Consider the following 22,004-nt stretch of genomic DNA (forward strand, 5'->3'; position numbering starts at 1 on the left):
TCCGGTGCTCAGGACGGGCTCGGCGAGCTCCCGCTGCGCATCGGATGGGTCGTCGGGGGTCTCTTGCTCGGCCGTGTACTGCCGGCGCATCTCGGATCGCCCGCACCGGACGACGCTCAATGGGGGTTTTGAACCCCGGTGCTCAGGATTACGATCTGATCCCCACGCGGCAGCAGGGTGCGAAAGACGGTCGGCGACCGTCCTGCGTGGGGGAGGGCACGAAGAAAGATCGCCCACCGCATCGGCGCGGCCTACGACCGTCCCGCCTGCCTCACTCCTCAGGAGCCCGACGGATGACACAGGTTCGGCCGGCAGATCACATCGGTACGGCTCTGAGACGGCTGCGCGAACCCCGGTTCGCTCATGTCGGGCACCTTGTGGTCGTACGAGGCGGTGATACGGTCGCCGCCCACGCGTTCGGCGGCCGCGGGCTGGACGAGCCGGCGGACGTGTTCTCTGTGACGAAGTCGGTGCTGGCGACCGTGACCCTGCTGGCCGTCCGGGACGGCCGGGTGTCGCTGGACGCCACCTTGGGCGGGCTACTCGGAGAACGGGTGCCGCTCGCGCGGCGCGGCGCCACGGTACGGCACGCTGTCCATGACCGGCGGGGCGCACTGCGGCGGGCTGGAGGACATCGATCGGGTGATGGAGCAGCCGGGAAGCTGGATCGACGCGCTGCTCGCGGTGCCCGGCCGGTATCCGCTGCGGGCCACGACCGGCCGATCGGCAGGTGGCCCGCCGGAGGGGCTGCCGTACGGATGGTTGTTCTGGGTCTGCCGGGTCGCCGGTCGCCCCGCCTACATGGCTGCGGGCTGGGCCGGGCAGTATGTGCTGGTCGTACCCGAGGAGACGCTGACCATCGTGGTCACGGGTGACCCCGAAGGGTTGCGCCCCGGCTCGGGAAGCGGGCTGGCCGTCGCCCGTGACCTGGCCGCCGCACTCGTCGCCGAACAGGCTCGGTGACTGCCGTTACCAGCCACGACGGCTTCTGCCGCGCCCGGGCCGGGCACGCCGGCGAGGACCGGCCCATGAGGCTGATCTGGAACGGGTCTGGCCGTCTCGGCCTGTCTCTGCCCGGCTGGCGGCGGGGACCCGACGCCATACCGCGGCGACGGCCAACACGACCAGCGTGGTGACCGGGAGGGTCACAGGAAGCCGGCGACCAGGTCGGCGAACTCCTCGCAGGTGACGATCCGCACACCCAGGCCTTCGGCCTTGGCCCGCTTGGATCCGGCCTTCTCCCCGGCGACCAGCAGCGACGTCTTCGCCGACACGCTGGAGGAGGCCTTGCCGCCGGCGCGCTCGATCAGCTCGTTGACCTGGTTGCGCGACAGCGCCTCCAGCGGGCCGGTCATCGCGCCGGTGGCCACCACCGCCATGCCGGCCAGCGGCAGCTCGGCGGCCGGAGCCTCTCCGCTGCCCTCCCCGTCGGCGACCGGGTCCGCGGGCGCCGCGACGGCACCGGGCTCGGTCATGTTGACGCCCGCCGCGATCAGCTTGCCGATCAGCGGCCGCAGCTCGGCCAGCTCCTCGAGCATGAGCTTGGCCTTCTCGACGCCCATGCCGTCGACGGCCTGGACGGCGTCGGCGTCGGCGGCCAGGATGGCCTCCATGCTGCCGAAGTGACGGGCGATCCGGCGGCTCATGGACCGGCCGGTCCCGCGCACGCCCAGGGCGCAGAACACCCGGCTGAGCGGGCGGGTCTTGGCCGTCTCGATCGCGGCCAGCAGCTTGTCGGCGCTGGTGGCGCCCATGCGCTCGAGGGTGACGAGCTGCTCGCGGGTGACGGTGAACAGGTCGGCGAAGTCGGTGATGAACCCCGCATCGAGCAGCTGCTGGATGCGGGAGGCGGCCAGGGTCTCGATGTCGAGCTGGTCGCGGCCGGCGGCGTAGGTGATGGAGGCCAGCGCGCGGCAGGCCCGGCCGCGCACGCACCGCCACCGTTCCTGGCTGGTGTCGATCGCATCCCCGCAGTTCGGGCAGACCTGCGGGAAAACGATCGGCTGCTCGGCGCCGGTGCGCAGGTGCACGAGCGGTGCCTGTACGCGGGGGATGATGTCCCCCGCCTTGTACACGGTCACGGAGTCGCCCAGCCTCAGGCCCCGCCGGGTGATGTCGGCGGCGTTGTGCAAGGTGGCGTAGGTGACGACGCTGCCGTCGATCTCGACGGGCTTCAGCTCGGCGCGCGGGGCGATGATGCCGGTGCGGCCGACGTTCCACTCCACGGCGATCAGCTTGGTGATCTTCTCGACGGCGGGGAGCTTGTAGGCGATCGCCCAGCGCGGCGCCCGGGAGCCGAACCCGGCCTGGTTCTGGTCGTCGGCCAGGTCGGCCTTGACGACGATGCCGTCGATGCCGAACGGCAGCGTGGCGCGTGCCTCGGCGATCTGCTCGATACGGGCCTGGACCTCCTGCACCGTGGTGGCGACGATGCCGGCGACCGGCGTGGCCGCGGTGGTGGCCACGCCCCAGGCGGCGGCCTGCTCCATGATCTGGCTGTGCGGCAGGGTGCGCAGCCGCTCCGCCAGGTCGGAGGCGTCGCCGGGCGGCAGCGGCAGCGCGCCGTAGCCGAAGAACGTCAGCTCGCACACATACGGCCGGTCCTGGGCGCGCAGGGTCCCGGCGGCGGCGCTGCGCGGGTTGGCGAACGTGGTGCCGTCGTGGGCGGCGCGTTTGGCGCAGGCGGCCTCGAACTGCTCGGCCGTCATCATGACCTCGCCGCGGAGCTCCACGGTGACCGGCTCGGCGAGCCGCTCGGGCAGGCCGACGATCGTGCCGATGGCGTGGCTGACGTCCTCGCCGGCGCTGCCGTCGCCGCGGGTGACGAGCCGGGTCAGGCGGCCGCGCCGGTAGCGGGCGGAGACGGCCAGGCCGTCGAGCTTGGGCTCCACGCTCCACACCGTGACGGGCCGTCCCAGGCGGCGCTCCAGCCCGGCCGCCCACCGCTTCAGGCCGTCGGAGTCGAAGACGTTGTCCAGGCTGAGCATGGGCGCCGTGTGCGGAACGTCGCCGCTCACCGCGCCGCCGGCGACCTTTCCGGTGGGGGAGTCGGGCAGCACCTGCTCGGGATGATCGGCCTCGTAGGCTTCGATGCCGCGCACCAACCGGTCGTAGGCGTCATCGTCCAGCGGGGAGGTGCCGGGCCCGTAGTAGGCGGCCGCGGCGTCGACGGCCAGCTGCACGGCCGCGGCGTAGGCGGCCTGGTCGGCGAGAGCGGTGAGGGCAGGAGCGGCAGGGGCGTCGTTCATGAGTTCATCTTGTCGGTTAAGGGCGACATTTCCCGATATACAGTTCACAGTTCGACAGGCGTGATCATGAATCTCCGTGATCCGCAGACGATGCTCCGCCGGGCGGCGTAGCGTGACCGCCGTGACGCAGCCTGATCCGTTCCCAGGCCTGCCCGGCGCCGACCCCGATGCGGCCGTAGCTCAGATCTGACGCTTCATGCGCCGCATCACCAGGTCATCCAGGTTGGCGGTGGTGAACGCCCGTGCGGGAGAGGCGCCCGTTCGTGCCGCGGCAACCAGTCGCTCTCTGACCTCGCGCGGTGTACGTGGCCGCCATCCGGGACCTTCGCAGCACGATGAGTGGAAGGTCACCCCTGCGGTGAGCACCGCCGTGAGCGCCCTCCAACCGGCGGAGTCGGCCCGCCTGGGCACGGCCAGGTCATGACCGGCATCGATCAAGGTCCCCCGGCAGTGAGGACAGAGGCTGCCACCTGGCGCATCGGCTCGTTTCTTGAAGGAGGCATGACAGGGCAAGCACACGAAGTGTCGGCTGGAACTGATCGCGCGAAAGCACACAAAGCCCAGTATGGCGACATCGGGGTCTCCCGCCAGAACTCGAAGGTTGAGGGCCGCCAGGAGGGTTTCGGTCCGGCGGGACGCCGTCCGGGCCGACGGCCGAGGGCCATCACGTGATCATCGCGGTGGCCTGCGACGGACTCATGGGCGAGGCCGCCGACTTGGCCGGACAAGTCCGGTCCGCGTTGTGACATCGCCGTGCTGCTACGGGAGGAGCACGGCGATGTCAGGTGAAAAATCTACATTGTAAAGGCCATCTTCGATTTCAAGATCAATAACCGCAAAGGAAAAAACCACAACAGAGAGGAAAGCCTCGCTACCGGCGGTGCGCTTCAGGGCCCGAGGACGTTCTCGAAGTGACGGGAACCGGAGTTCGGCAGGATTTCCAGCGCGGCGCGGTAGCCGCGCAGTCCCGGTTTCCCCGGTGTGGTAACCGCGCATCCATGCGGTCATGACCTCGATGTGGGCGTCGACGGCGGTGTGCTGCGCCTCGATGAGGCCCACACCCCGGGGTCATCGCTCAGTCGAACCGTAGGACGAACCGCCCGCGAATGCCGGGTTGTTCGAGTGAGCGGTGCGCGTCGGCGGCGCGGGAGGCGGGCAGCCGACCGGCCACGCGAACGGTGAGCCGTCCATCGCCGGCGAGTTCGGCGAGCCGGTCGAGCTCGGCTGCGGCCTCGACGTAGTCGCGGACGAAGATCGGGACGACGCGGACCCGACCGGTCCCGTCGCCCTGGTAACCGCGGACGGTGACGACGGTGCCGCCGTCCTTTGGCGGCGCGCGGTCACTGACCGGCGCCGCCCGGGCATGGTGCCGCGCCGGCATTTCGAGGCGATGGTCTTCACCTACCTGGCCAAGGACCTGCGCACCGGTGACATCGCGGTGGCCGGCGCGGGCGAGTACGCCGACTGGAGCGCCAACCTGCTGCCCTGGTCCGAATGCGAGCCGCTGCTGGAGGGTTTCTGCGCGCAGGTGGGCCTGCCGGACACGGCGGCCGGGTTCGTCGCTCAGCTGCGCGGGGCGCACCTGGCCGCGGCCGCGCGGCTGGACGCCGGGTACGCGGACAACACCGATCTGGTCATCGCCGAGGAGGGACCCCGACGGTCAAGCGGCGGCGCGGCAAGGAGACGCTGAAGGCCGCGGAGAACCTTCAGGCGGCGATCGAGCGGCGCATGCCCGAGCGCTCGCTGCTGGGCATCGTGGCGCGCACCGCGCACTGGCCGGGCTGGCACCACCATTTCGGGCCAGCCTCGGGATCGGACCCGAAGATCTCCGATCCGTTGTTCCGGTACGCATTGGCCATCTTCACCGGCGGGAGCAACCTGGGCCCGTACGAGGCGGCCAGGCACCTGTCCGGGGTCTCGGCAGGGCCTTGTTCGGCTTCGATCTGATGCCGCGCATCCGCAACTTCAAGGACCTGGTCTTCTTCCGCGCCGACTCCCGGCTGACCTACCCGCACATCGACGCGCTGTTCGGCGACCGGGGCCGCAACGTGGTCGACTGGGAGCTGATCGAGCGGCACTGGCGGGATCTGATGCAGGTGGCCATCTCCATCAGCGAAAACCGGCTGAGCTCGGCCACACTCATGCGGCGGCTGCGCTCCAACTCTCGCAAGAACCGCATCTACAAGGCGTTTCGGGAGGTCGGCCGCAGCGTGCGCACGGTGGCGCTGCTGCGCTATCTCGCCGATCCGGCGCTGCGCTCGCGGGTGACGGCGGCGACCAACAAGGTCGAGTCCTACAACGCGTTCTCTCAGTGGCTGGCCTTCGGCAACAACGGGGTGATCGCCGACAACGACCCCGACGAGCAGGAGAAGCTGATCAAGATGAACACCCTGCTGGCGAACCTGGTGATCTTCCACAACGCCTTGGACCTGATGGACGTGGTGCGCGCTCTGGTCGCCGAGGGCTGGCCCATCACCGCCGCCGAGCTCGGCGCGATCTCGCCATACCTGCGTGCCCACATCCGCCGCTTCGGCGCCTACGCCACCGACGAGATCGCATGCGAGCCGACGGCGTTCGACCCCGAACTCAAAGAGATCGATTTCGCTGCGGTCGGCCTGGCCACGTGATCACGCTGCTCCTCCTGGACATCATCGTCACCCGGCCGCTCGCCGTCGGCCGCCGTAAAGGTGCCCGCGCGGAATGACTGTCAGTGACTTCGAGGGGTGTTGGACCTTCTTCCTACCGGGGGGTCACGTGATGGAGACGAGGCGACGGTCGACAGCCCGGAAGGCCACAAGGGCCAGGCCGCAGGCGGCATACATGACCAGGCCGTAGGCCAGCACGGTGACGCTCACGCGTGCGGCGTCGCGGCTGAGCCCGGCCACCAGCAGGGCCAGCGACAGGTTGCGCACGGTGGTCGTCATCGCCACCGCCCGCCGCGCCGCAGGACCGGCCGCCGAATCGCTCGTCATCGCCATGCCCGGGCGCGGGTGCGCGTGCTGCGGCGGGCCTTCAGATGGCGGGCCAGGTGCCGGGCCAGGTGGGCGGCATCCCGGCCGACGCCGCGCAGGGTGTTGGAGGCGGGGGTGCGCTGCCATTCCAGGCCGAGGAAGCCGAGCCCGGGGTGGGTGAGCGAGATCCCGCCGCGCTGGCGGGGGCGCCCGGAGGAGTCCAGGACGCCGCCGAGGGCGTGCAGGTAGGGCAGGTGGAGCCGGTAGCCGGTGGCGAAGACGACCGCGTCGACGTGCTCGCGGGCGCCGTCGGCCCAGATGACCTGGTTGGTGTCGAAGCCGGTGAACATCTCTTTCCGGTCGATGCGCCCGTCGGCCAGGGCGCGGCGGTAGCGGCCGTCGTCCAGTACCGGCACGGTCGGCGGAGCCTCGGCCCGGCGGGCGGGCAGGCGGTCGAAGCCGGTGATCGCGAACCAGAAGTGCAGGTCGCGGCCGAGGGGGCGCTGGTCGACGAAGCGGATCGGGGCCCGGGTGGCCAGGGTGACCGCGGCGACATCCGCCAGATCGTGGGCGATCTGGACGGCGGAGTTGCCGGCGCCGACCACCACGACGCGCTTGCCCGCATGCGGGGCCGGGGTCTGGTAGGCGGCGGCGTGCAGGATCTGCCCGGTGAAGGTCTCCTGGCCGGGCAGGAGCGGCAGGTGCGGGTTGCCGAAGGAGCCGCTGGCGGCGATCACCGACGGCGCGGGCAGGGCGGTGCCGTCGGCGAGCTCCACGATGAAGCCGCCGCCGCTGTCGGCGCGTACGGCGGTGACGCTGGCGCCGGTGCGGATGTCGGCGTCCAGGCGGGCGGCGTAGCGCTGCAGGTAGGCGACGACCTCGTCGCGGTGCGGGTAGCGGTCCGGATCGCCGTCGAAGGGCGCGCCGGGCAGGGCGCTGTAGCGGGCCGGGGAGAACAGGGTGAGGCTGTCGTAATAGGAGGGCCAGGAACCGGTGGGGTGCTCGCCCGCCTCCAGGACGACGGGGGTGAGGCCGGCCTCGCGCAGGGCTCGGGCGGCGGCCAGGCCGGATTGGCCGCCGCCGATGACGATGGTGTCCATGCCGCGCATCGTATCGTTAAATCTATAAGTGACAATATGATGAGGTAGGATCGTCCCATGGAGATGGGAAGCGAGATCGAGTTGACGGACGCGGCCCGCGGCCTGCTCAAGGCCCTGGCCAGCGACACCCGCCAGCAGATCCTCCTGCTGTTCGCCGGCGGGATCGAGCTGACCGTGGGCCAGGTCGCCGAGCGCATGGAGCTGGCCCAGTCGGCCACCTCCACCCACCTGGCGACCCTGCGCGACGGCGGCGTGCTGGCCTCGCGCCGCGAGTGGAAGACCGTCTACTACCGCGCCGACCCGGCCCGGATCGGCCAGGCATTGGCCGACCTGCAGGATGCCTTGCGGGCGTGCTGCCCTCCGGCCGACTGTCCGCCGGGCGCCTGCGGGTGAGCAGCCAGCCGCAGACCACCCGGATCCTGGCCGGTCAGCCGCCGCACGGGCACGCCCCCGCGGGCCGCACCTCGCGCACGCCGCCGCGGGCGTCCGTCTCCACCCGGCAGCAGGCCGTCAGCAGGGTGCGCAGCCGGGCCCGGGCCCGCTGGACGCGGGACTTCATCCCGGGCATCGACAGGCCGAGCCGCCGGGCGGCCTCGGCCTGGGTCAGCCCTTCGTAGTCGACGAGGGCGATGGCCTGGCGGTCGCGCTCGGCCAGCCGCTCCAGCATCGGCGCCAGGCATCCGGCCAGCGCGCTCAGGGCGCCGGGGTCCGCCGTCTCGGCGGTGAGGCTGCGGTCGAAGGCGGCCCGGGCATGTGCCCGGCCGGCCGCAGCAGCCGCCCGGTGGTGGTCGATGATCGCGTTGCGGGTGATCTGGTAGACCCAGGCCTCCAGCCGCCCGGCCTCGCGCGGGCCGGCGGCGCTGCGGCTGATACGCACCAGCACCTCCTGGACGATGTCCTCGGCGTCGGCGGGCCGGTCGATGCGGGCGGCGACGAAGGCGACCAGCCGGGTGCGCAGCTGCACGCTAGCCGCCGCGGCGTCGGCGGCCGGTCGGGTGGGTGTCGTCACGGTCGTGTCCTTCCTGGCCCTGCCCGGGGCCGGACCGGTGGGCCCGGCCCCGGGCGGGTGTGCGGGGTTACCGGCAGCCACAGCTGCTGGGCGCCTCGGCGGCCGGAGCGTCGGCCGAGTCCTCGGCCGGGGCGACGCAGCAGGCACCCTTGTCCTCGGGCGCGCAACAGGTCTGCAGCGCGGCGGTCGAGCAGCAGGCCGCGGCGGGCGTCTCGGTCGCGGGGCTGGCCGGGGTGATGTCGGTGCTGGTCATGGCGGACCGTCCTCTCCTTCAGGTGAACAACGTCACTGAGGTAGACGGTGCACTCCGGAAATGGATGCACCGGGGACCTGCCTGCTTTGGCCGCCACCTAATTTGACATCTCTCTAATCAGAATGGCAGCCTGAACACTGCTTAGACAAGCTTCGAAACACGAGGTGTGAGATGCGCTTCCTGCTGCGCCGCCCGGTTCCCGCGACGTCCGCGACTGTCTCCTTCGACGAGGCCACCGGTACCGTCTGCGACCGCGCCTGCCGGGCCGAGGTGGTGCTGGAGCGCGCCCGCGCCGCCGTCTGGCTCGCCCGCTGAATCCCACCGACCGTCCGAGAGCGACCACCCGAACCCAGGAGGAATCACCATGAGCAGTGGATGCTGCGGCCCGGCCGCCCCCGCCGAGCAGAGCGCGCAGGCCGTACCCGTCCAGACCGCCCCGGCCACCGGCAGTGAGCAGGTCGTGCTCTCACCGCAGCTGGACCACCTGCCGGTCGTGGTGATCGGCGCCGGCCCGGTCGGCCTGGCCGCCGCCGCCCACCTGGCCGAGCGCGGCCTGGATTTCCTCATCCTGGAGGCCGGATCCCGGGCGGGCGCCTCGATCGCCCAGTGGGGGCACGTGCGGACCTTCAGCCCGTGGAAGTACGACATCGACCCCGCCGCCCGCCGCCTGCTGGACGCCGAAGGCTGGACCGCCCCTGATGAGGACTGGCTGCCCACTGGCGCCGAGCTCATCGAGGACTACCTGGCCCCGCTGGCCGCGCACCCGGCGATCGCCCCGCACCTGCGGCTGGGCGCGCAGGTGACCGGCATCAGCCGGGCCGGCTTCGACCGGGTCCGCAGCCTCGGCCGCGACGCCGCGCCGTTCCTGATCCGCCTGGCGGACGGCAGCGAGATCACCGCCCGCGCCGTCGTGGACGCCTCCGGCACCTGGCGCACCCCCAACGTGCTCGGCGCCTCTGGCCTGCCCGCCCACGACGAGCACGCCGCGGCCGGGTTCATCGACCACGCCCTCCCGGACGTGCTCGGCTCCGACCGCGCGACCTACGCGGGCAAGCACACCCTGGTGGTGGGCGCCGGCCACTCGGCCGCCACCACACTGCTCGCGTTGGCCGCCCTCGCCGACGACGCACCGGACACCCGCATCACCTGGGCCATCCGCGCCGGATCGGCGGCCCGCACCTACGGCGGCGGTGCGGCCGACGCCCTGCCGGCCCGCGGCGCGCTCGGCACCCGCCTGCGCGCCCTGGTGGAGACCGGCCGCATCACACTGCTGACCGGGTTCTTCACCCACGCCGTCACCGCCGACGGCGAGGCGGTGACGGTGGTCAGCCGCGACCCGTCAGGCACCGAGCAGAAGGTCGTCGCCGACCGGATCGTGGCCGCCACCGGATACCGCCCCGACCACGCCATCGCCAGCGAGCTGCGCCTGGACCTGGACGCGATTCTCGGCTCCACCCGCGCGCTGGCCCCGCTGATCGACCCCAACCACCACTCCTGCGGCACCGTGCCCGCGCACGGCGCCGCCGAGCTCGCCCACCCCGAGCCCGGCTACTACGCCGTCGGCGTCAAGTCCTACGGCCGCGCCCCGACGTTCCTGATGGCCACCGGATATGAGCAGGTCCGCTCGGTGGTCGCGGCCCTGGCCGGGGACTGGGCGGCCGCCCGGCAGGTGCAGCTGGAACTGCCCGAGACCGGCGTGTGCTCCTCCAATCTGGCCGAAGCCCAGGAGACGCGGGTCGGGCTGGCCACCGGCATCAGCGGCGGCCTGCTGGCCACCCCGCTGCCCCTGGCCTCGGTGGGCGCCACCGCCGATGGCGGCGGTTGCTGCGGCTGACCCGCATCCACCGCTCCCCGCATCATGATCATCCGAAGAAAGGCGAGATCCGGCCATGTCCGATGGCTATCCCACCGCACCGCAGAAGGAGGCCCTGCGCCTGATCTGCGAGCACGGTCCGCTGGATGCCGACCGGTTGGGTCACCGCCTGGCCGATGCCCGCCGGGTCAGCGGTGATCCCGGTCATGCCGCGGCGATCGCCCGCATGGCCGGCACCCTGGCCTGGCGGCCGGCCGCCCAGGGCTTCATCGCCCAAGCAGAGGGCGCCTGGGCCGCGACGGCCGCCGGCCGCCGCGTGATCTCCTGTACCGGTGAGCGCGCGTGAAGTCCACCGCCGCCGAGGCCGCCGCCCCTGATGCCGGGGGCGGCGGTCGGATGCGTTCCCGACGCCAGGGCGCGCGGATCGTCGCCGCCCTGGCCGTCACCCAGACCATCGGCTACGGCGTGCTCTACTACGCCTTTTCGGTCTTCCTGCTGCCCATGGCGGCCGACCTGCGCGCCTCCACCGCCCAGGTCGCCGCCGCCCTGACCTGCTCGGTGCTGGTCTCGGCGCTGTGCGCACCGATGGTGGGCCGCCGGCTGGACGCCCGCGGCGGCCGCGGCCTGATGACCGTCGGATCGGTCCTCGGCGCGCTCGCGGTGCTGGCCTGGTCACGGGTGGAGAACCTGCCGCAGCTGTATGCGGTGTTCGCCGCCATCGGCGTCGCGAGCGCGATGGTGCTCTACCAGAGCGCCTTCGCCGTGATCGTGGCCCGGTTCGACGGCGACGAGCGCGGCCGGGCCGGCGCGCTGCTGGCGCTGACCGTCGTGGCCGGATTCGCCTCCACCATCTTCCTGCCGCTGTCCGGTCTCCTGGTGGAGCGGTACGGCTGGCGGCAGGCCCTGGTGGTCCTGGCCCTGGTCTACGGCGCGGCGGCGATCCCGCTGCACGCGCTCGTGCTGCGCCGCCGTACCCGTGCCGCCCAGGCGCCCGCGGCGGCCGCACAGCGGGCCGCGATCGCCCGCGAGGCCGTCCGCCGCCGCCCGTTCTGGCTGCTGGTGGTCGCCTTCACCGCCAGCGGCGGCGCCGCGGCCGTGATGGCGGTCCTGCTCATCACCTACCTGGTCCACCTCGGCCATCCCCCTGTGCTGGCCGCCACGCTGGCGGGTTTTTTGGGCGTGCTGTCGGTGACCGGGCGCCTGCTCACCACCGGCCTGCAGACCCGCCTGCCCGCAGCCCTCATCGCCGCGGCGATCTTCGCTCTGCAGGGGGTGGCCGCGGCGCTCCTGCCGCTGGCGGGGCGGACGGTGCCGGGCGCCGTCGGCTGCGTGCTGGGGTTCGGGCTCGGCTTCGGCATCGCCTCCATCACCCTGCCGCACCTGCTCGTGGACCGGTACGGCACCGCCGCCTACGCCACCCTGTCGGGGCGCATCGCGCTGTTCTCCGTCGCGGCCAAGGCGTCGGCACCGCTCGGCGCGCTCGCCCTCGCCCAATCGGCCGGCTACGACCGGGTGATGGCGGTGGTGGCCGCCGCCTGCGCGGTCGCCGCGGTCGCACTGACCGCCTACCACCGCATACCATTTAGACCAGCGTCGAAGTAAGGAGCCTGCTCATGACCGCCCCCGCCACCGCCTGCTGCGCCCCGATCGCCCGCGAGCCGCTCGCCGAGGCCGAGGCCGCCGAGCTGGCGGTGCTGCTCAAGGCGGTCGCCGACCCGGTCCGGCTCCGCCTGCTGTCGATGATCGGCTCCCACGCCGGCGGCGAGGCGTGCGTGTGCGACCTGACCGATGCCTTCGACCTGACCGCCCCCACCATCTCCCACCACCTCAAAGTCCTGCGGACCGCCGGGCTGATCGACTGCGAGCGGCGCGGCACCTGGGTCTACTACTGGATCGTCCCCGAGACGGTGAACCGGCTCGGCGCCCTGTTCACGCCGCTGGCCGCACCCGCCCCTGGGCCGGCCGAGGTCGAGCTCACCACCGTATGACCGCACCGCTGACCGGTGCTCCGCGGCCGGTCGACGCCGTTGCCGATGTCGTTGTCGACGTCGTCGTCATCGGTGGCGGCCAGGCCGGGCTCGCAGCGGGCTATCATCTGCGCCGGGCCGGGGCCGACTTCGTCATCCTGGACGCCCAAGCCGCGCCGGGCGGCGCGTGGCGGCACGCCTGGCCGTCCCTGCGCCTGTTCTCGCCCGCGCCCTACAGCTCGCTGCCGGGCCGGATGATGCCGATCCCCGACGGCGGCGGCTACCCGAGCGCCGCCGACGTGGTCGCCTACCTGAGCGACTACGAGCACCGCTACGCGCTGCCGATCATCCGCCCGGCGCGCGTGCGGGCGGTGCGCGACGCCGGTGAGCGCCTGGCCGTGGAGACCGACGCCGGCACCTGGCAGACGCGGATCGCCGTCAGCGCGACCGGTACCTGGTGGCGGCCGTACGTGCCGTACTACCCCGGCCGCGATGTCTTCCGCGGCCAGCAGGCGCACACCGCGACCTACCCCGGCCCGGACCCGTTCCGGGGCATGCGCGTGGTCGTCGTGGGCGGCGGCAACTCCGCCGCGCAGATCCTCGCGGAGGTCTCCACCGTCGCCGATGCGACGTGGGTCACGCTGCGCCCGCCCCGGCTGCTGCCCGACGAGGTCGACGGCCGGTCCCTGTTCGACCTGGCCACTCGCCGCGCCCGCTTTCCCGACGCCCCCGGCATCGGCGACCTGGGCGACATCGTCGCCGCCCGCCGGTGCGCGAGGCCCGCAGGCGCGGCGCCCTGAAGGCCGAGCCGATGTTTTCCCGCCTCACTCAGACGGGGGTGGCGTAGGCCGACGGTACGGCGCTGGCCTGCGACGCCATCATCTGGTGCACCGGGTTCCGGCCGGCCCTGACCCATCTGGCCTCGCTGAAGCTGCGCGGCCCCGGCGGGACGATCCCGACCGACGGCACCCGCGCGCTCGGCGAGCGGCGCCTGCACCTGCTCGGCTACGGCGACTGGACCGGTCCGGCCTCGGCGACGCTGATCGGTGCCGGGCGCAGTGCCAAGGCGATGGTGGCGGAGATCGTGCGGCAGCTGTGACGACAGGCCGGTGCGCAGCGCATCGGGTCGCGCTGGTGCCGAGGCGTAGCGGGCCGCATCATCACCGATCCCGACTGAAAGCGCCACGCTCATCCGGCGGCCGGTGAGCTAGCGAGCCCCGAGGTGATCCCATTGGCTCCACTCGGCGGCCGGACGGACCTCCAGCCACTTGGGCGGACGCTGCGCGCGGATGACGACCGGCCTGTCGTCGGGCGCGTGTTCCAGCTCACCGCCCAAGATGGTGCCGTCCGGAAGGCGCAACAGCAGATCAATCCCGGCGGTCGGCCATTTCTCGCGTACCAGCTGCATGACGGATCGGGCGTCGAAACTCACGCCCTCGCCGGTCACCTGAGGCCTGGCCAGCACCAGGACCGAGCGGGTGAGCTCTCGGCCGGGCAGCGCTCCCAGCCCGTGGTGGGGCTGCAACTGGTCGAGCAGGAACAGCAGGTTGGCACGCTCGCGCACGGTAAGGCTCGCGCTGATCAAGGCCGCCGCAAAACCCTGAACGAACCGGAAGAAGTATCCCAGCTCGTCCCGGGTCATGACCGTAGGCGATGGTGTGCTCTTCGCCGGGTAGCGCGGGGGCGATCTCATCCAGGACGTAACGCTCGAAGGCGCTGTCTTGGCCGAAACGGATAGCGGCGAAAGGCATGGCCGTCGCTCCCGTCAGGTGAGGATGGACTTGTCCGTGGAGCGTATGCGACTGGTGATCAGGTACCGAGGTGTTGATACATCGTCGGTGCTCAGGCGGGCAGCAGCTCGGCGATCAGCTGGCTGACGCGGGCCTTGATCTCGTCCCGGATCGGGCGCACCGCCTCGATGCCCTGCCCGGCTGGGTCCTCGAGCTTCCAGTCCTCGTACCGCTTGCCGGGGAAGAACGGGCAGGCGTCCCCGCAGCCCATGGTGATCACGACGTCGGAGTCCTGCACCGCCTCGGGGGTCAGCACCTTGGGCTTTTCGGCGGTGATGTCGACGCCGGCCTCGGCCATCGCCTCGACCGCGACGGGGTTGATGGTCCCGGCGGGCGCCGAGCCCGCGGAGCGGACCTCGATGCGCCCCTGCGCCAGGTGGGCGAGCCAGCCGGCGGCCATCTGGGAGCGTCCGGCGTTGTGCACGCACACGAACAGGACGCTGGGTTTGGCGGGCGTGTCAGACATGAACGCTTCCCTTCGGGGTGGTGGTGAACAGGCGGCGGCCGGCCAGGCTGACGTAGACCAGGGCGACCAGGACGGGCACCTCGATGAGCGGGCCGACCACCCCGGCCAGCGCCTGGCCGGAGGTCACCCCGAACACGCCGACCGCCACCGCGATGGCCAGCTCGAAGTTGTTGCCCGCCGCGGTGAACGCCAAGGTCGCGGTGCGGTCGTACGGCAGGCCGATCGCCCGCCCGGCGAGGAAGGAGCCGCCCCACATGAGAAGGAAGTAGGCCAGCAGCGGCCATGCGATGCGGGCGACGTCGCCGGGGCGCTCACTGATGGTGTCGCCCTGCAGGGCGAACAGGATGACGATGGTGAACAGCAGCCCGTACAGGGCGATGGGGCCGATCTTCGGCAGGAACCGGGTCTCGTACCAGTCCCGGCCCTTGGATCGCTCGCCCAGTTTCCGCGACAGGTATCCGGCGGCCAGCGGGACGCCGAGGAAGACCAGCACGCTTTGGGCGATATTCCAGGCGGAGACCTCCAGCGCGGTCCCTTCGCCCAGGCCGAGCCAGCCGGGCAGGATCTCCAGGTAGAACCAGCCGAGCGCGGCGAAGGCGACGACCTGGAAGACCGAGTTGATCGCGACCAGCACGGCGGCGGCCTCCCGGTGGCCGCAGGCCAGGTCGTTCCAGATGAGCACCATGGCGATGCACCGGGCCAGCCCGACGATGATCAGACCCGTCCGGTAGGCGGGCAGGTCCGGCAGGAAGACCCAGGCCAGGGCGAACATCAGCGCCGGGCCGAGCACCCAGTTCAGCACCAGCGAGCCGATCAACAGGCGCCGGTCTCCGGTGACGGTGCCGAGCCGGTCGTAGCGGACCTTGGCCAGCACCGGGTACATCATCAGCAGCAGGCCGAGCGCGATCGGCAGCGAGATCCCGCCGACCTGCACCGCCTCCAGCGCGGTGTCCAGCCCCGGCACCAGGCGCCCCAGCAGCAGGCCGACGGCCATGGCGAAGCCGATCCACACCGGCAGGAGGCGGTCCAGCGTCGACAGGCCGCCGATCACCCCGGGACCGCGCGCGGCGTCCGGGACGCGGGCAGGCGGCGATGACGGTGATGCCATGGGCCTTCCTTCAGCGCTCGGTCATGGCGGCAGGTGCGGCGAGCAGGCCCGACAGCTCGGCCAGCCGTTCGGGGACCACGCGGTAGTACACCCAGGAGGCCCTGCGTTCGGAGGTGAGCAGGCCGACGTCCTTGAGGACCTTCAGGTGGTGGCTGATGGTCGGCTGGGACAGATCGAAGGCGGCGGTCAGGTCGCACACGCAGGCCTCGCCGCTGGCGTGGCTGGCCACGATCGACAGGATACGCAGCCGGACCGGGTCGCCCAGGGCCTTGAAGGCCCGCGCCACCCCGACGGCCCGGCCGGGGTCGATCGGCTCGCGGGCCAGCGGCGCGCAGCACTCGAGCAACTCCAGCGGTTCCATCGTTCTCCCTGCTCAGCGCGTCGGCCCAGTGGATTCGTCCGTCATCTATATTGACAGATATCGATTCCGGGTTCGGCAAACAGCGGATGAACACCTCCCGGCCGTCTCCCGGCGGACTCAGGTGCCGACGGTGGTGCTGCGCCGCTCCAGCAGCACCACGTCCCGCCAGACGCCGCGGTGGCAGCCGAGGCGCTCGCGCACGCCCACCACGCGGAAACCGAACGCCTCATGCAGTCTCAGGCTGGCGGCGTTCTCCGGGAAGACGCCGGACTGGATCGTCCAGATCCCGGCCTCCTCGCAGGCCGCGACGAGCGCGCCCAGCAGCAGGCGGCCGACGCCGTGGCCCCGGTGGCCGGGGTGGACGTAGACGCTGTGCTCGACCACCCCGGCGTAGACGCACCGCGACGACACCGGTGAGACCGCCGCCCAGCCGGCCACCGCACCGCTTCCGGCGTCGACGGCGACGAAGCACAGGTGAGGGAGTTTGCCCGCGGTGAAGTCCTGCCAGCTCGGTGCGGTCGTCTCGAAGCTGGCCTGCCCGCCGTCCAGCCCGGCCTGGTAGACCGCCAGCACCTGCTCGGCGTCACCGGCCTCCATCGGCCGCACGACCAGACCGGCGGCCCCGGTCGACCGGGCGGCCTCGGGGTGCGGGTCGTCGGCGAGGTCACGGGTCATGGCGCGGGGTCCTTCTCGTCGGCGGGGACGGCCGGGGCGGGAGCGCCCATCACCACGTCGGCCGCGGTGGGAAAGCAGCGCACGCAGGCCTCGTTGATCCGGTACAGGCTCGTGGTGCCGCGCCGCTCGACCAGCACGAAGCGGACCTCGGCCAGGATCTTCAGGTGGTGGGAGACGGTGGACTGGCCCACCCCGGACGCGGTCACGATCTCGCCGACGCTCATCGGCGCGCTCCGCCGGGCCAGCAGCGAGACGAGCTGGATGCGGGTGGCGTCGGCCAAGGCCTTGAACCAGCTCGCGTACTCCTCGGCGCGCGCACGCGGCACGGGCTCCGTGTCCTCATTCATCGTCAATCGACGATATTCGATGAACGAGGACAGTGGAAGCCCCTTGCCTCCCACTCCAGGAGCCTCGATGTACGTGATAATGGCTTATTATCACGTAAATGAGCGATCACGGCGGCGCGGCGACCAGGACAAGCCCTCGCCGCCGCGGTGCGCGACTGGCGCACGTTATCCGGTACATCTCCCAGACCCGCGCCGCGACCGCCGCCCGGCGGCCGGCATGAGCGCCGCGCCGAAGATCGCCGCGCTGCGCGGCGGGCACGTCACCCTCGCCGCGGCCGCCGACGCCTTCCTGGCCACGGCGCGCACGGCCAACCCCAACACCCACCGCGCCTACGCCTCGGCCATCGAGCGCACCATCGCCCTGCTCGGCCCGGGCCGGCCGCTGGCCGACGTCACCGACGCCGAGATCGGCACCGCGCTGGCCGAGCTGTGGGGCGAGCGCGCGCCGGCGACCTGGAACCGCAACCGCACCGCCGTCGCCTCCTTGCTGACCTGGTGCCAGACCAAGAAGCACTGGGCCGCCCCGTCGGTGCCGGCCGAGGCCGAACGGCGCCGCGAGAGGGCGGACGAGACCCGCGCTGTGGCCAAGAGCGCGGTCCACCGGCTGCTGTCCCGCCGCGACGTCCCGCTGCGGGAGAAGACGCTGTGGCGGATGCTCTACGAAACGGCGGCTCGCGCCGCGGAGATCCTCGCCCTGAACGTCGAGGACCTCGACCTGGAGCACCGGCGCGCCCCGGTCCGCTCCAAGGGCGGCGCCATCGAGTGGGTGTATTGGGAGTCCGGCACCGCTCACCTGCCGCCCCGCCTGCTCCGGCTCCCGGACGGCACGTCGCGGACCCATGGCCCGCTGTTCCTGTCCGAGTGCCGCCCCGTCCCGGCCCGCCGGCCCGCGGCCGCCGACATCGGCCGCAGGGTGTGCTCGACCTGATCCGGCTATGGCGGCGTGGGGAACTGGAGGCCCTCGAGCAGCAGGCTGCACACCTCGTCGAGCTCGGCGCCGATGCCGGGGTTCTGCCATTCGGCGGCATGGGCGAGGTGATTGAACTTGGCGGTGGCGTGGAAGACCACGCGGGCGGTGGCCTCCGCGTCGCCGGTGCGGAAGCTGCCGTCGGCGGCGCCGTCGGCGATGATGGCTGCCAGCTGGTCCAGGAGGTCGGCGACGTGGTCGGTGGCGACGGTGCTGTGCGCGGCCGCGAGGATTCCGTAGGCGGCGAACAGCTCCGGGTCCTGGCGGATCTTGGCTTGCTTCACGGCCAGGACGGCGTGCAGCCAGGCACGTAGTCGTCGCGCTGGCGGGATCTCGCGGTCGGTCGCGATGACGGCGAGAGTGTCGCGGTTGTGGTCGAGCCAGCGGCGGGTCACGGCCTCGCGTAGCGCCTGCTTGGAGGGGAAGTGCTTGTAGACGGCGGCGTGGCTGACCTCGAGTGCCCGGGCGACGTCGACGACGGTTGCCTTGTCCGGTCCGTGGCGGCGCGGTATCTCCTCGGTGGCCGCCAGGATGGTGTCCGCGTCCAGCGGGATTCGGGCAGGCATCAGTGCTTGCCTCCTGTCCGCTCGCTGTCCAGGAGGGCGAGCAGGTCGGGGGCGTAGCGTTCCCCGGCGACCGCCCCTCGCGGGACGGCCCGCTCGATCGCGTCCAGGTCGTCGTCGGTCAACTGCAGGCGGGCGGCCTCTACCGTCTCGGTGATCCGGCACGGTCGGCTGGCCTCGACCGGCGCGACGATGTCCCGGTGCGTGCGCCCCTGCGCGAGCACCCACGCGATCGCGAGCTGTGCGACCGTGGCACCTCGGGCGGTGGCGATCTCCCGCAGCCGCTCGACGAGTGCGAGGTTGGCGTTGACGTTGCCGGCGGCGAATCGGGGCAGGTGCCCGCGGTACCGCGCGTCGTCGGCGGACGGCCGCCACGTCCCGGCCAGCATTCCGCTGTGTCCGTACGCGCCGGACATGCCTGCGCAGCCGAGCCCGACCGCTCACACGGACGTCGGTGCCGAGTGTTCTCTGCTTCATACGGTAGACACCAGGCGAAGGGGTAACAAGTATCAAGTTTTGTAACTTGATACTGCAATCTCCGGCATGCAGACCGCTTCGCGCATTCGTGCAGATGTCAATCCCCTGAAAGCGTGGAGACGGTCCTATGCCACAGCAGCCCTCAACCAAGGGGCCCGGCGGGCCGGGCTTGGCGTCACTGGCCGTTCGATTGCTGCTCAGGTCCCGTACCGGCCGGGACGGGGTGCAGCGGTCCGCGGCGGCCGCGGCGGCCGCCGACGGCCCGCTCGTTGGACAGGTCGACGCCCTGCGGGTACTGCACTTCCGGTGGTGTCTCCAGCGGTGTGACGACGCCGTCCCGCCAGATCGCGACGTCGTACTGCGTCGTTTCGACCAGCGTCGAACCGTCTTCGTCGACGGCGATCGGGCGGGTGTAGAAGCCGCCGGCTCCGTCGGTCGCCGTCACCTCGCCGGTCTCCCCGGCGGGCACGCTCAGGGCTTCGCGCGTCCGCTCGGATTCACCGGTTCACCGGCCGCAGCGCCAGATCGTCGGCTGGGACCTGGCGGTGGCCGGGTTGAACCGGTAGCCGCCGATCGTGCCGTCGTTCCCGACGACGGTCACGCTGCTGTCGGCGTTTCCGAGGACGGAGTCGAACGTCTGGAGCCGCCAGATGCCGGTGAGGTAGTCGTTGTTCTTGTCCGGGTCGAGGGCGGCGCCGATCAGGCCGTCCCGGTTGATGCCGGAGACGGAGGCGGTGCCGGGCAGGATGTGGACGCTTCCGTCCTGGTCCCACAGCACGCCGTCGGTCGCGGTCTTGCCTGTGGCGTCCGGACGGGCGGTCTCACCGATCACCCTTCCGTTGGAGATGGCGCGCACGGTGGTGCGTGTCGCTCCCGGGATCTCGGCCAGGTGGGTCGTCGTACCGTCGCGCCACAGTCCTACCGCGTAGGTCCCCTGGTTGCCGTTGAAGTTGAGCAGCATCGTGCCGTCGTCGTCGACGTCCGCGACGACGGCGTCCTTGGGGAGGTCGGGCATCATCTCGAACTCGGTGGGCCGGTCGGCGGGCCAGCGTACGTGGCGGGTCTGCCAGACGCCGTCGAAGGTGCCCCACATCCAGCCGGTGATGTCGCCGTTGTCCTTGATGGCGTAGGCGGAGGAGACGTACACGGTCGCCGGCTTGGGCAGGGGTGCCTTCTTGCCGTTGCGGGTGCTCCAGGCGTGGCCGGCGGGCGGAGCGTAGGCGATGGGACTGTAGCCGATGATGGTCCCGGCGGAGTTCTGGGCCACCACCTGGTCGTTGGGGCCTCCGGTTCCGTAGTCGGTGGTCGTCCCGTCCTTCCACGACAGCACCCGGCGTCTGCCGTCGGCGCCCCATGCCGTACCGGAGTATCCGCCCTGGTGGTCCGTGGCCGAGACCCGGCCGGATGTGGTGCCGGAGGGCAGGGGCAGTGTGCTCGCCTGCCATGTGCACGCGGTGGCGGCCGCCGGAGCGGCCGCTGCGGCGGGGGTGTGCAGGACGCCGGACAGCAGCACTGCGAAGAGCGCCGCCCTTCCTGGAACTCTGGGTCTCATGATGATCCTTCCCGCGTCGTGGTGGGCGCGGACGCGCCCCTTGTCACTTTGGGCGCGTGCCGTCCTTTCCTCGACCCCGGTGACACCCCTGGAGGAGTGAGCGAGACGGTCGACTGTTTCGGTGCCAAGCGAACCGGCCGGGCTCGACGCGGCCGGGGACCACGGGGCCCCGGGCTCGGGTGCGGAAGGGGATCTGCTCACCAGCTGATTGCGGCCGCGACCGGCAGGTGGTCGCTGCCGGTGGCCGGCAGTACCCACGAGCGGTCCGGCTCCACGCCGCGGACCAGGATGTGGTCGAACCGCACCACCGGGAAAGGTGCGGGCCAGCTGAAGCCGAAGCCGTCTCCGGCCGTGTCGTGAGCCGAGCGCAGCTGCGAGGTGAGGCCGGCGAGGGCACGGTCGTCCATGGTGCCGTTCAGGTCGCCGAGCAGCACCACCCGTTTGTTCTGCTCGGCGGCGAGGGCCTTGCCGAGCGCCTGCACGCCTATGTTCCGCGAGGCCGTCCAGAAGCCCGCTCTGGGATTCACCCGTACGGACCCCAGGTGGGCCACGTACACCGTCAGCGGTCCGTGGCCCGTGGCCACTGTGGCGCGCAGTGCCCGGTTGGATGCGGCCTTCTCGTCGGCAGGTACGGTGTCCGCCAGCGTCCCGTGGTTCATGATGTCGATCGGCCGGACATCGGACAGCGGCAGTTTGCTCCACAGCCCGACCGTGCCCTGCACTGCGCGGTAGGGGTAGGTGGTCGCCAGTTCCTTCTCGTAGGTTCCCGTGGCGTGCCGGGTCAGCTCCTCCAGTGCCAGCAGGTCCGCTCCGGAGGTGCGCAGGGCGCGGGCGGTGCCGGCCGGATCGGGGTTGCCGGCGCCGACGTTGTGGCTGGCCACGGTGAGGTCGCCGCCCGGGTGGGACTTGTCGCCGAGCAGCCCGCCGAAGAGGTTCAGCCACGCCAGGACCGGCAGCAGCAGTGCGGCCACGGCCGGTGCGCTGCGGCGGCGCAGCGCACCGGCCAGCAGTATCGGGACTCCCAGGCCGGACCACGGCAGGAAGGTCTCCACCAGGCTGCCGAGGTTCCCGATCCGGTTCGGGATCTTCGCGTGCAGCAGCATGGCCAGGCCCAGGAGCAGTGCCGACGCGGTGAGCGCCGGGCCGCGTTTGCCGGGCTCCGGCCAGGAGCCGATGCGGATGGCCCGGCGGATGCCCGCGCGCCGGGCACCGGACCCGATGTCCCGGGGGCCGTCGTCCTGCCCGGTCTCCGCCGTGTCCGTCTCCGTCTCCGTCTCCGTCATCCCTTGTCCTCGCTCGCCGCCGCGCGCCGCCGCATCCGTCGGTGCCGGGGCGGGACGGTGCGCGGCTCGTTCCT

29 protein-coding genes and 2 pseudogenes are annotated in these 22,004 nt (G+C 72.0%); 13 read left to right on the top strand and 18 right to left on the bottom strand.

The genetic code is table 11. The annotated features are described in order from the left end of the window. Positions 1–293: 293 nt before the first annotated feature. Together HS048_RS39145 and HS048_RS37355 are read left to right on the top strand one after the other, a co-directional pair. A pseudogene (locus HS048_RS39145) lies at positions 294–578 on the top strand (serine hydrolase); the annotation flags it as partial. 19 nt (positions 579–597) lie between these two features. Further along, positions 598–963 (top strand): hypothetical protein, encoded by a 366-nt coding sequence (locus HS048_RS37355; protein WP_068900963.1) that lies wholly within the window; start codon positions 598–600, stop codon positions 961–963. A gap of 182 nt (positions 964–1,145) precedes the next feature. Here the strand turns inward: HS048_RS37355 and ligA are convergent, their stop codons facing one another. From ligA to HS048_RS20580, 3 genes are all read right to left on the bottom strand, one after another. After that, positions 1,146–3,248, bottom strand: a complete 2,103-nt coding sequence (gene ligA, locus HS048_RS20570) for an NAD-dependent DNA ligase LigA (protein WP_196468298.1) — start codon at positions 3,246–3,248, stop codon at positions 1,146–1,148. Positions 3,249–4,007: 759 nt separating this feature from the next. Then, positions 4,008–4,307 carry a hypothetical protein gene (locus HS048_RS20575; protein WP_196468299.1) on the bottom strand — a complete coding sequence of 100 codons (300 nt, stop codon included), beginning with the start codon at positions 4,305–4,307 and terminating at the stop codon, positions 4,008–4,010. A 16-nt stretch (positions 4,308–4,323) separates the two neighbouring features. Continuing rightward, complete coding sequence (locus HS048_RS20580; RefSeq protein WP_196469424.1) at positions 4,324–4,629, bottom strand: zinc-binding dehydrogenase; 306 nt, start codon at positions 4,627–4,629, stop codon at positions 4,324–4,326. Positions 4,630–4,638: 9 nt separating this feature from the next. Here HS048_RS20580 and HS048_RS37360 point away from each other — a divergent pair, with 9 nt between their 5' ends. From HS048_RS37360 to HS048_RS37370, 3 genes are read left to right on the top strand one after another with little or no spacing between them, the layout of a single operon-like run. Further along, positions 4,639–4,938, top strand: coding sequence for a hypothetical protein (locus tag HS048_RS37360; protein ID WP_230881808.1), 300 nt, complete (start codon positions 4,639–4,641; stop codon positions 4,936–4,938). A 38-nt stretch (positions 4,939–4,976) separates the two neighbouring features. Then, positions 4,977–5,195, top strand: a complete 219-nt coding sequence (locus tag HS048_RS37365; RefSeq protein WP_230881809.1) for a transposase — start codon at positions 4,977–4,979, stop codon at positions 5,193–5,195. Further along, positions 5,177–5,875 carry a transposase gene (locus HS048_RS37370; protein WP_230881810.1) on the top strand — a complete coding sequence of 233 codons (699 nt, stop codon included), beginning with the start codon at positions 5,177–5,179 and terminating at the stop codon, positions 5,873–5,875. The genes HS048_RS37365 and HS048_RS37370 overlap by 19 nt, the downstream gene beginning before the upstream one ends. A gap of 123 nt (positions 5,876–5,998) precedes the next feature. On the opposite strand, the gene HS048_RS20590 is transcribed toward HS048_RS37370, so the two are convergent. Together HS048_RS20590 and HS048_RS20595 are read right to left on the bottom strand one after the other, a co-directional pair. Beyond that, entirely contained in the window at positions 5,999–6,220 is a 222-nt protein-coding gene (locus HS048_RS20590; protein WP_196468300.1) for a hypothetical protein, read from the bottom strand. Then, positions 6,217–7,299 (bottom strand): NAD(P)/FAD-dependent oxidoreductase, encoded by a 1,083-nt coding sequence (locus HS048_RS20595; RefSeq protein ID WP_196468301.1) that lies wholly within the window; start codon positions 7,297–7,299, stop codon positions 6,217–6,219. The genes HS048_RS20590 and HS048_RS20595 overlap by 4 nt, the downstream gene beginning before the upstream one ends. A 57-nt stretch (positions 7,300–7,356) precedes the next feature. Between HS048_RS20595 and HS048_RS20600 the strand changes: the two genes are divergently transcribed. After that, positions 7,357–7,692, top strand: a complete 336-nt coding sequence (locus HS048_RS20600; protein WP_196468302.1) for a helix-turn-helix transcriptional regulator — start codon at positions 7,357–7,359, stop codon at positions 7,690–7,692. A gap of 34 nt (positions 7,693–7,726) precedes the next feature. Here HS048_RS20600 and HS048_RS20605 read toward each other — a convergent pair whose 3' ends face one another. Both HS048_RS20605 and HS048_RS20610 read right to left on the bottom strand, forming a co-directional pair. Next, on the bottom strand, positions 7,727–8,308 hold the full coding sequence (locus tag HS048_RS20605; RefSeq protein WP_196468303.1) for a sigma-70 family RNA polymerase sigma factor: 582 nt from the start codon (positions 8,306–8,308) through the stop codon (positions 7,727–7,729). Positions 8,309–8,375: 67 nt separating this feature from the next. Continuing rightward, positions 8,376–8,561: a hypothetical protein gene (locus HS048_RS20610; protein WP_196468304.1), complete on the bottom strand. Its 186-nt coding sequence runs from the start codon at positions 8,559–8,561 to the stop codon at positions 8,376–8,378. A gap of 171 nt (positions 8,562–8,732) precedes the next feature. Between HS048_RS20610 and HS048_RS20615 the strand changes: the two genes are divergently transcribed. From HS048_RS20615 to HS048_RS20640, 6 genes and pseudogenes are all read left to right on the top strand, one after another. Continuing rightward, on the top strand, positions 8,733–8,876 hold the full coding sequence (locus HS048_RS20615; protein WP_196468305.1) for a hypothetical protein: 144 nt from the start codon (positions 8,733–8,735) through the stop codon (positions 8,874–8,876). Between the two features lie 49 nt (positions 8,877–8,925). Next, positions 8,926–10,395, top strand: a complete 1,470-nt coding sequence (locus tag HS048_RS20620; protein ID WP_196468306.1) for an FAD-dependent oxidoreductase — start codon at positions 8,926–8,928, stop codon at positions 10,393–10,395. A 55-nt stretch (positions 10,396–10,450) separates the two neighbouring features. After that, positions 10,451–10,720: a hypothetical protein gene (locus HS048_RS20625; protein WP_068903841.1), complete on the top strand. Its 270-nt coding sequence runs from the start codon at positions 10,451–10,453 to the stop codon at positions 10,718–10,720. Further along, entirely contained in the window at positions 10,717–11,976 is a 1,260-nt protein-coding gene (locus HS048_RS20630; protein WP_307832569.1) for an MFS transporter, read from the top strand. The genes HS048_RS20625 and HS048_RS20630 overlap by 4 nt, the downstream gene beginning before the upstream one ends. 11 nt (positions 11,977–11,987) lie before the next feature. Further along, a complete protein-coding gene (locus tag HS048_RS20635; protein ID WP_196468307.1) occupies positions 11,988–12,362 on the top strand; it encodes a helix-turn-helix transcriptional regulator in 375 nt (124 codons plus the stop codon). Beyond that, positions 12,359–13,440: pseudogene (locus tag HS048_RS20640) on the top strand (ArsO family NAD(P)H-dependent flavin-containing monooxygenase). The gene HS048_RS20635 and the pseudogene HS048_RS20640 overlap by 4 nt, the downstream one beginning before the upstream one ends. A gap of 108 nt (positions 13,441–13,548) precedes the next feature. On the opposite strand, the gene HS048_RS20645 reads toward HS048_RS20640, so the two are convergent. The 6 genes from HS048_RS20645 to HS048_RS20670 form a co-directional block, all read right to left on the bottom strand. Continuing rightward, positions 13,549–13,983: a hypothetical protein gene (locus HS048_RS20645; RefSeq protein WP_196468308.1), complete on the bottom strand. Its 435-nt coding sequence runs from the start codon at positions 13,981–13,983 to the stop codon at positions 13,549–13,551. 200 nt (positions 13,984–14,183) lie between these two features. Next, positions 14,184–14,597 carry an arsenate reductase ArsC gene (locus tag HS048_RS20650; protein ID WP_068903845.1) on the bottom strand — a complete coding sequence of 138 codons (414 nt, stop codon included), beginning with the start codon at positions 14,595–14,597 and terminating at the stop codon, positions 14,184–14,186. Beyond that, positions 14,590–15,705, bottom strand: a complete 1,116-nt coding sequence (arsB, locus tag HS048_RS20655) for an ACR3 family arsenite efflux transporter (protein WP_304609695.1) — start codon at positions 15,703–15,705, stop codon at positions 14,590–14,592. Before arsB ends, HS048_RS20650 begins: the two co-directional genes overlap by 8 nt. 10 nt (positions 15,706–15,715) lie before the next feature. Then, the gene (locus HS048_RS20660; protein ID WP_196468309.1) at positions 15,716–16,066 is read right to left on the bottom strand and encodes a metalloregulator ArsR/SmtB family transcription factor; all 351 of its coding nucleotides are present in this window, start codon (positions 16,064–16,066) and stop codon (positions 15,716–15,718) included. A gap of 117 nt (positions 16,067–16,183) precedes the next feature. Further along, on the bottom strand, positions 16,184–16,741 hold the full coding sequence (locus HS048_RS20665) for a GNAT family N-acetyltransferase (RefSeq protein ID WP_230881811.1): 558 nt from the start codon (positions 16,739–16,741) through the stop codon (positions 16,184–16,186). Next, the gene (locus HS048_RS20670) at positions 16,738–17,088 is read right to left on the bottom strand and encodes a helix-turn-helix transcriptional regulator (protein ID WP_196468310.1); all 351 of its coding nucleotides are present in this window, start codon (positions 17,086–17,088) and stop codon (positions 16,738–16,740) included. The genes HS048_RS20665 and HS048_RS20670 overlap by 4 nt, the downstream gene beginning before the upstream one ends. 217 nt (positions 17,089–17,305) lie before the next feature. Between HS048_RS20670 and HS048_RS20675 the strand changes: the two genes are divergently transcribed. Next, complete coding sequence (locus tag HS048_RS20675; protein WP_230881812.1) at positions 17,306–18,016, top strand: tyrosine-type recombinase/integrase; 711 nt, start codon at positions 17,306–17,308, stop codon at positions 18,014–18,016. Positions 18,017–18,021: 5 nt separating this feature from the next. Here the strand turns inward: HS048_RS20675 and HS048_RS20680 are convergent, their stop codons facing one another. The 5 genes from HS048_RS20680 to HS048_RS20700 form a co-directional block, all read right to left on the bottom strand. Then, complete coding sequence (locus tag HS048_RS20680) at positions 18,022–18,621, bottom strand: TetR family transcriptional regulator (protein WP_196468311.1); 600 nt, start codon at positions 18,619–18,621, stop codon at positions 18,022–18,024. Beyond that, a complete protein-coding gene (locus tag HS048_RS20685; RefSeq protein WP_196468312.1) occupies positions 18,621–19,007 on the bottom strand; it encodes an aldo/keto reductase in 387 nt (128 codons plus the stop codon). Before HS048_RS20685 ends, HS048_RS20680 begins: the two co-directional genes overlap by 1 nt. Before the next feature lie 263 nt (positions 19,008–19,270). Beyond that, complete coding sequence (locus HS048_RS20690) at positions 19,271–19,540, bottom strand: hypothetical protein (RefSeq protein ID WP_196468313.1); 270 nt, start codon at positions 19,538–19,540, stop codon at positions 19,271–19,273. A 60-nt stretch (positions 19,541–19,600) separates the two neighbouring features. Next, complete coding sequence (locus HS048_RS20695; RefSeq protein WP_196468314.1) at positions 19,601–20,647, bottom strand: hypothetical protein; 1,047 nt, start codon at positions 20,645–20,647, stop codon at positions 19,601–19,603. Positions 20,648–20,844: 197 nt separating this feature from the next. Then, complete coding sequence (locus tag HS048_RS20700; protein WP_196468315.1) at positions 20,845–21,930, bottom strand: endonuclease/exonuclease/phosphatase family protein; 1,086 nt, start codon at positions 21,928–21,930, stop codon at positions 20,845–20,847. Positions 21,931–22,004 lie beyond the last annotated feature (74 nt).

The sequence above is a fragment of the Planomonospora sp. ID91781 genome (assembly GCF_015711595.1).
Lineage (GTDB): Bacteria > Actinomycetota > Actinomycetes > Streptosporangiales > Streptosporangiaceae > Planomonospora > Planomonospora parontospora.

Excerpts from the sequence above, each read along its gene's own strand:
- HS048_RS37355 (WP_068900963.1), top strand. The coding sequence starts at position 598 with ATGACCGGCGGGGCGCACTGCGGCGGGCTGGAGGACATCGATCGGGTG.
- ligA (WP_196468298.1), bottom strand. The coding sequence starts at position 3,248 with ATGAACGACGCCCCTGCCGCTCCTGCCCTCACCGCTCTCGCCGACCAG.
- HS048_RS20580 (WP_196469424.1), bottom strand. The coding sequence starts at position 4,629 with ATGCCGGCGCGGCACCATGCCCGGGCGGCGCCGGTCAGTGACCGCGCG.
- HS048_RS37360 (WP_230881808.1), top strand. The coding sequence starts at position 4,639 with ATGGTCTTCACCTACCTGGCCAAGGACCTGCGCACCGGTGACATCGCG.
- HS048_RS37365 (WP_230881809.1), top strand. The coding sequence starts at position 4,977 with ATGCCCGAGCGCTCGCTGCTGGGCATCGTGGCGCGCACCGCGCACTGG.
- HS048_RS20590 (WP_196468300.1), bottom strand. The coding sequence starts at position 6,220 with ATGACGAGCGATTCGGCGGCCGGTCCTGCGGCGCGGCGGGCGGTGGCG.
- HS048_RS20595 (WP_196468301.1), bottom strand. The coding sequence starts at position 7,299 with ATGGACACCATCGTCATCGGCGGCGGCCAATCCGGCCTGGCCGCCGCC.
- HS048_RS20600 (WP_196468302.1), top strand. The coding sequence starts at position 7,357 with ATGGAGATGGGAAGCGAGATCGAGTTGACGGACGCGGCCCGCGGCCTG.
- HS048_RS20610 (WP_196468304.1), bottom strand. The coding sequence starts at position 8,561 with ATGACCAGCACCGACATCACCCCGGCCAGCCCCGCGACCGAGACGCCC.
- HS048_RS20615 (WP_196468305.1), top strand. The coding sequence starts at position 8,733 with ATGCGCTTCCTGCTGCGCCGCCCGGTTCCCGCGACGTCCGCGACTGTC.
- HS048_RS20620 (WP_196468306.1), top strand. The coding sequence starts at position 8,926 with ATGAGCAGTGGATGCTGCGGCCCGGCCGCCCCCGCCGAGCAGAGCGCG.
- HS048_RS20625 (WP_068903841.1), top strand. The coding sequence starts at position 10,451 with ATGTCCGATGGCTATCCCACCGCACCGCAGAAGGAGGCCCTGCGCCTG.
- HS048_RS20635 (WP_196468307.1), top strand. The coding sequence starts at position 11,988 with ATGACCGCCCCCGCCACCGCCTGCTGCGCCCCGATCGCCCGCGAGCCG.
- HS048_RS20645 (WP_196468308.1), bottom strand. The coding sequence starts at position 13,983 with ATGACCCGGGACGAGCTGGGATACTTCTTCCGGTTCGTTCAGGGTTTT.
- HS048_RS20650 (WP_068903845.1), bottom strand. The coding sequence starts at position 14,597 with ATGTCTGACACGCCCGCCAAACCCAGCGTCCTGTTCGTGTGCGTGCAC.
- arsB (WP_304609695.1), bottom strand. The coding sequence starts at position 15,705 with ATGGCATCACCGTCATCGCCGCCTGCCCGCGTCCCGGACGCCGCGCGC.
- HS048_RS20660 (WP_196468309.1), bottom strand. The coding sequence starts at position 16,066 with ATGGAACCGCTGGAGTTGCTCGAGTGCTGCGCGCCGCTGGCCCGCGAG.
- HS048_RS20665 (WP_230881811.1), bottom strand. The coding sequence starts at position 16,741 with ATGACCCGTGACCTCGCCGACGACCCGCACCCCGAGGCCGCCCGGTCG.
- HS048_RS20670 (WP_196468310.1), bottom strand. The coding sequence starts at position 17,088 with ATGAATGAGGACACGGAGCCCGTGCCGCGTGCGCGCGCCGAGGAGTAC.
- HS048_RS20675 (WP_230881812.1), top strand. The coding sequence starts at position 17,306 with ATGAGCGCCGCGCCGAAGATCGCCGCGCTGCGCGGCGGGCACGTCACC.
- HS048_RS20680 (WP_196468311.1), bottom strand. The coding sequence starts at position 18,621 with ATGCCTGCCCGAATCCCGCTGGACGCGGACACCATCCTGGCGGCCACC.
- HS048_RS20685 (WP_196468312.1), bottom strand. The coding sequence starts at position 19,007 with ATGCTGGCCGGGACGTGGCGGCCGTCCGCCGACGACGCGCGGTACCGC.
- HS048_RS20695 (WP_196468314.1), bottom strand. The coding sequence starts at position 20,647 with ATGAGACCCAGAGTTCCAGGAAGGGCGGCGCTCTTCGCAGTGCTGCTG.
- HS048_RS20700 (WP_196468315.1), bottom strand. The coding sequence starts at position 21,930 with ATGACGGAGACGGAGACGGAGACGGACACGGCGGAGACCGGGCAGGAC.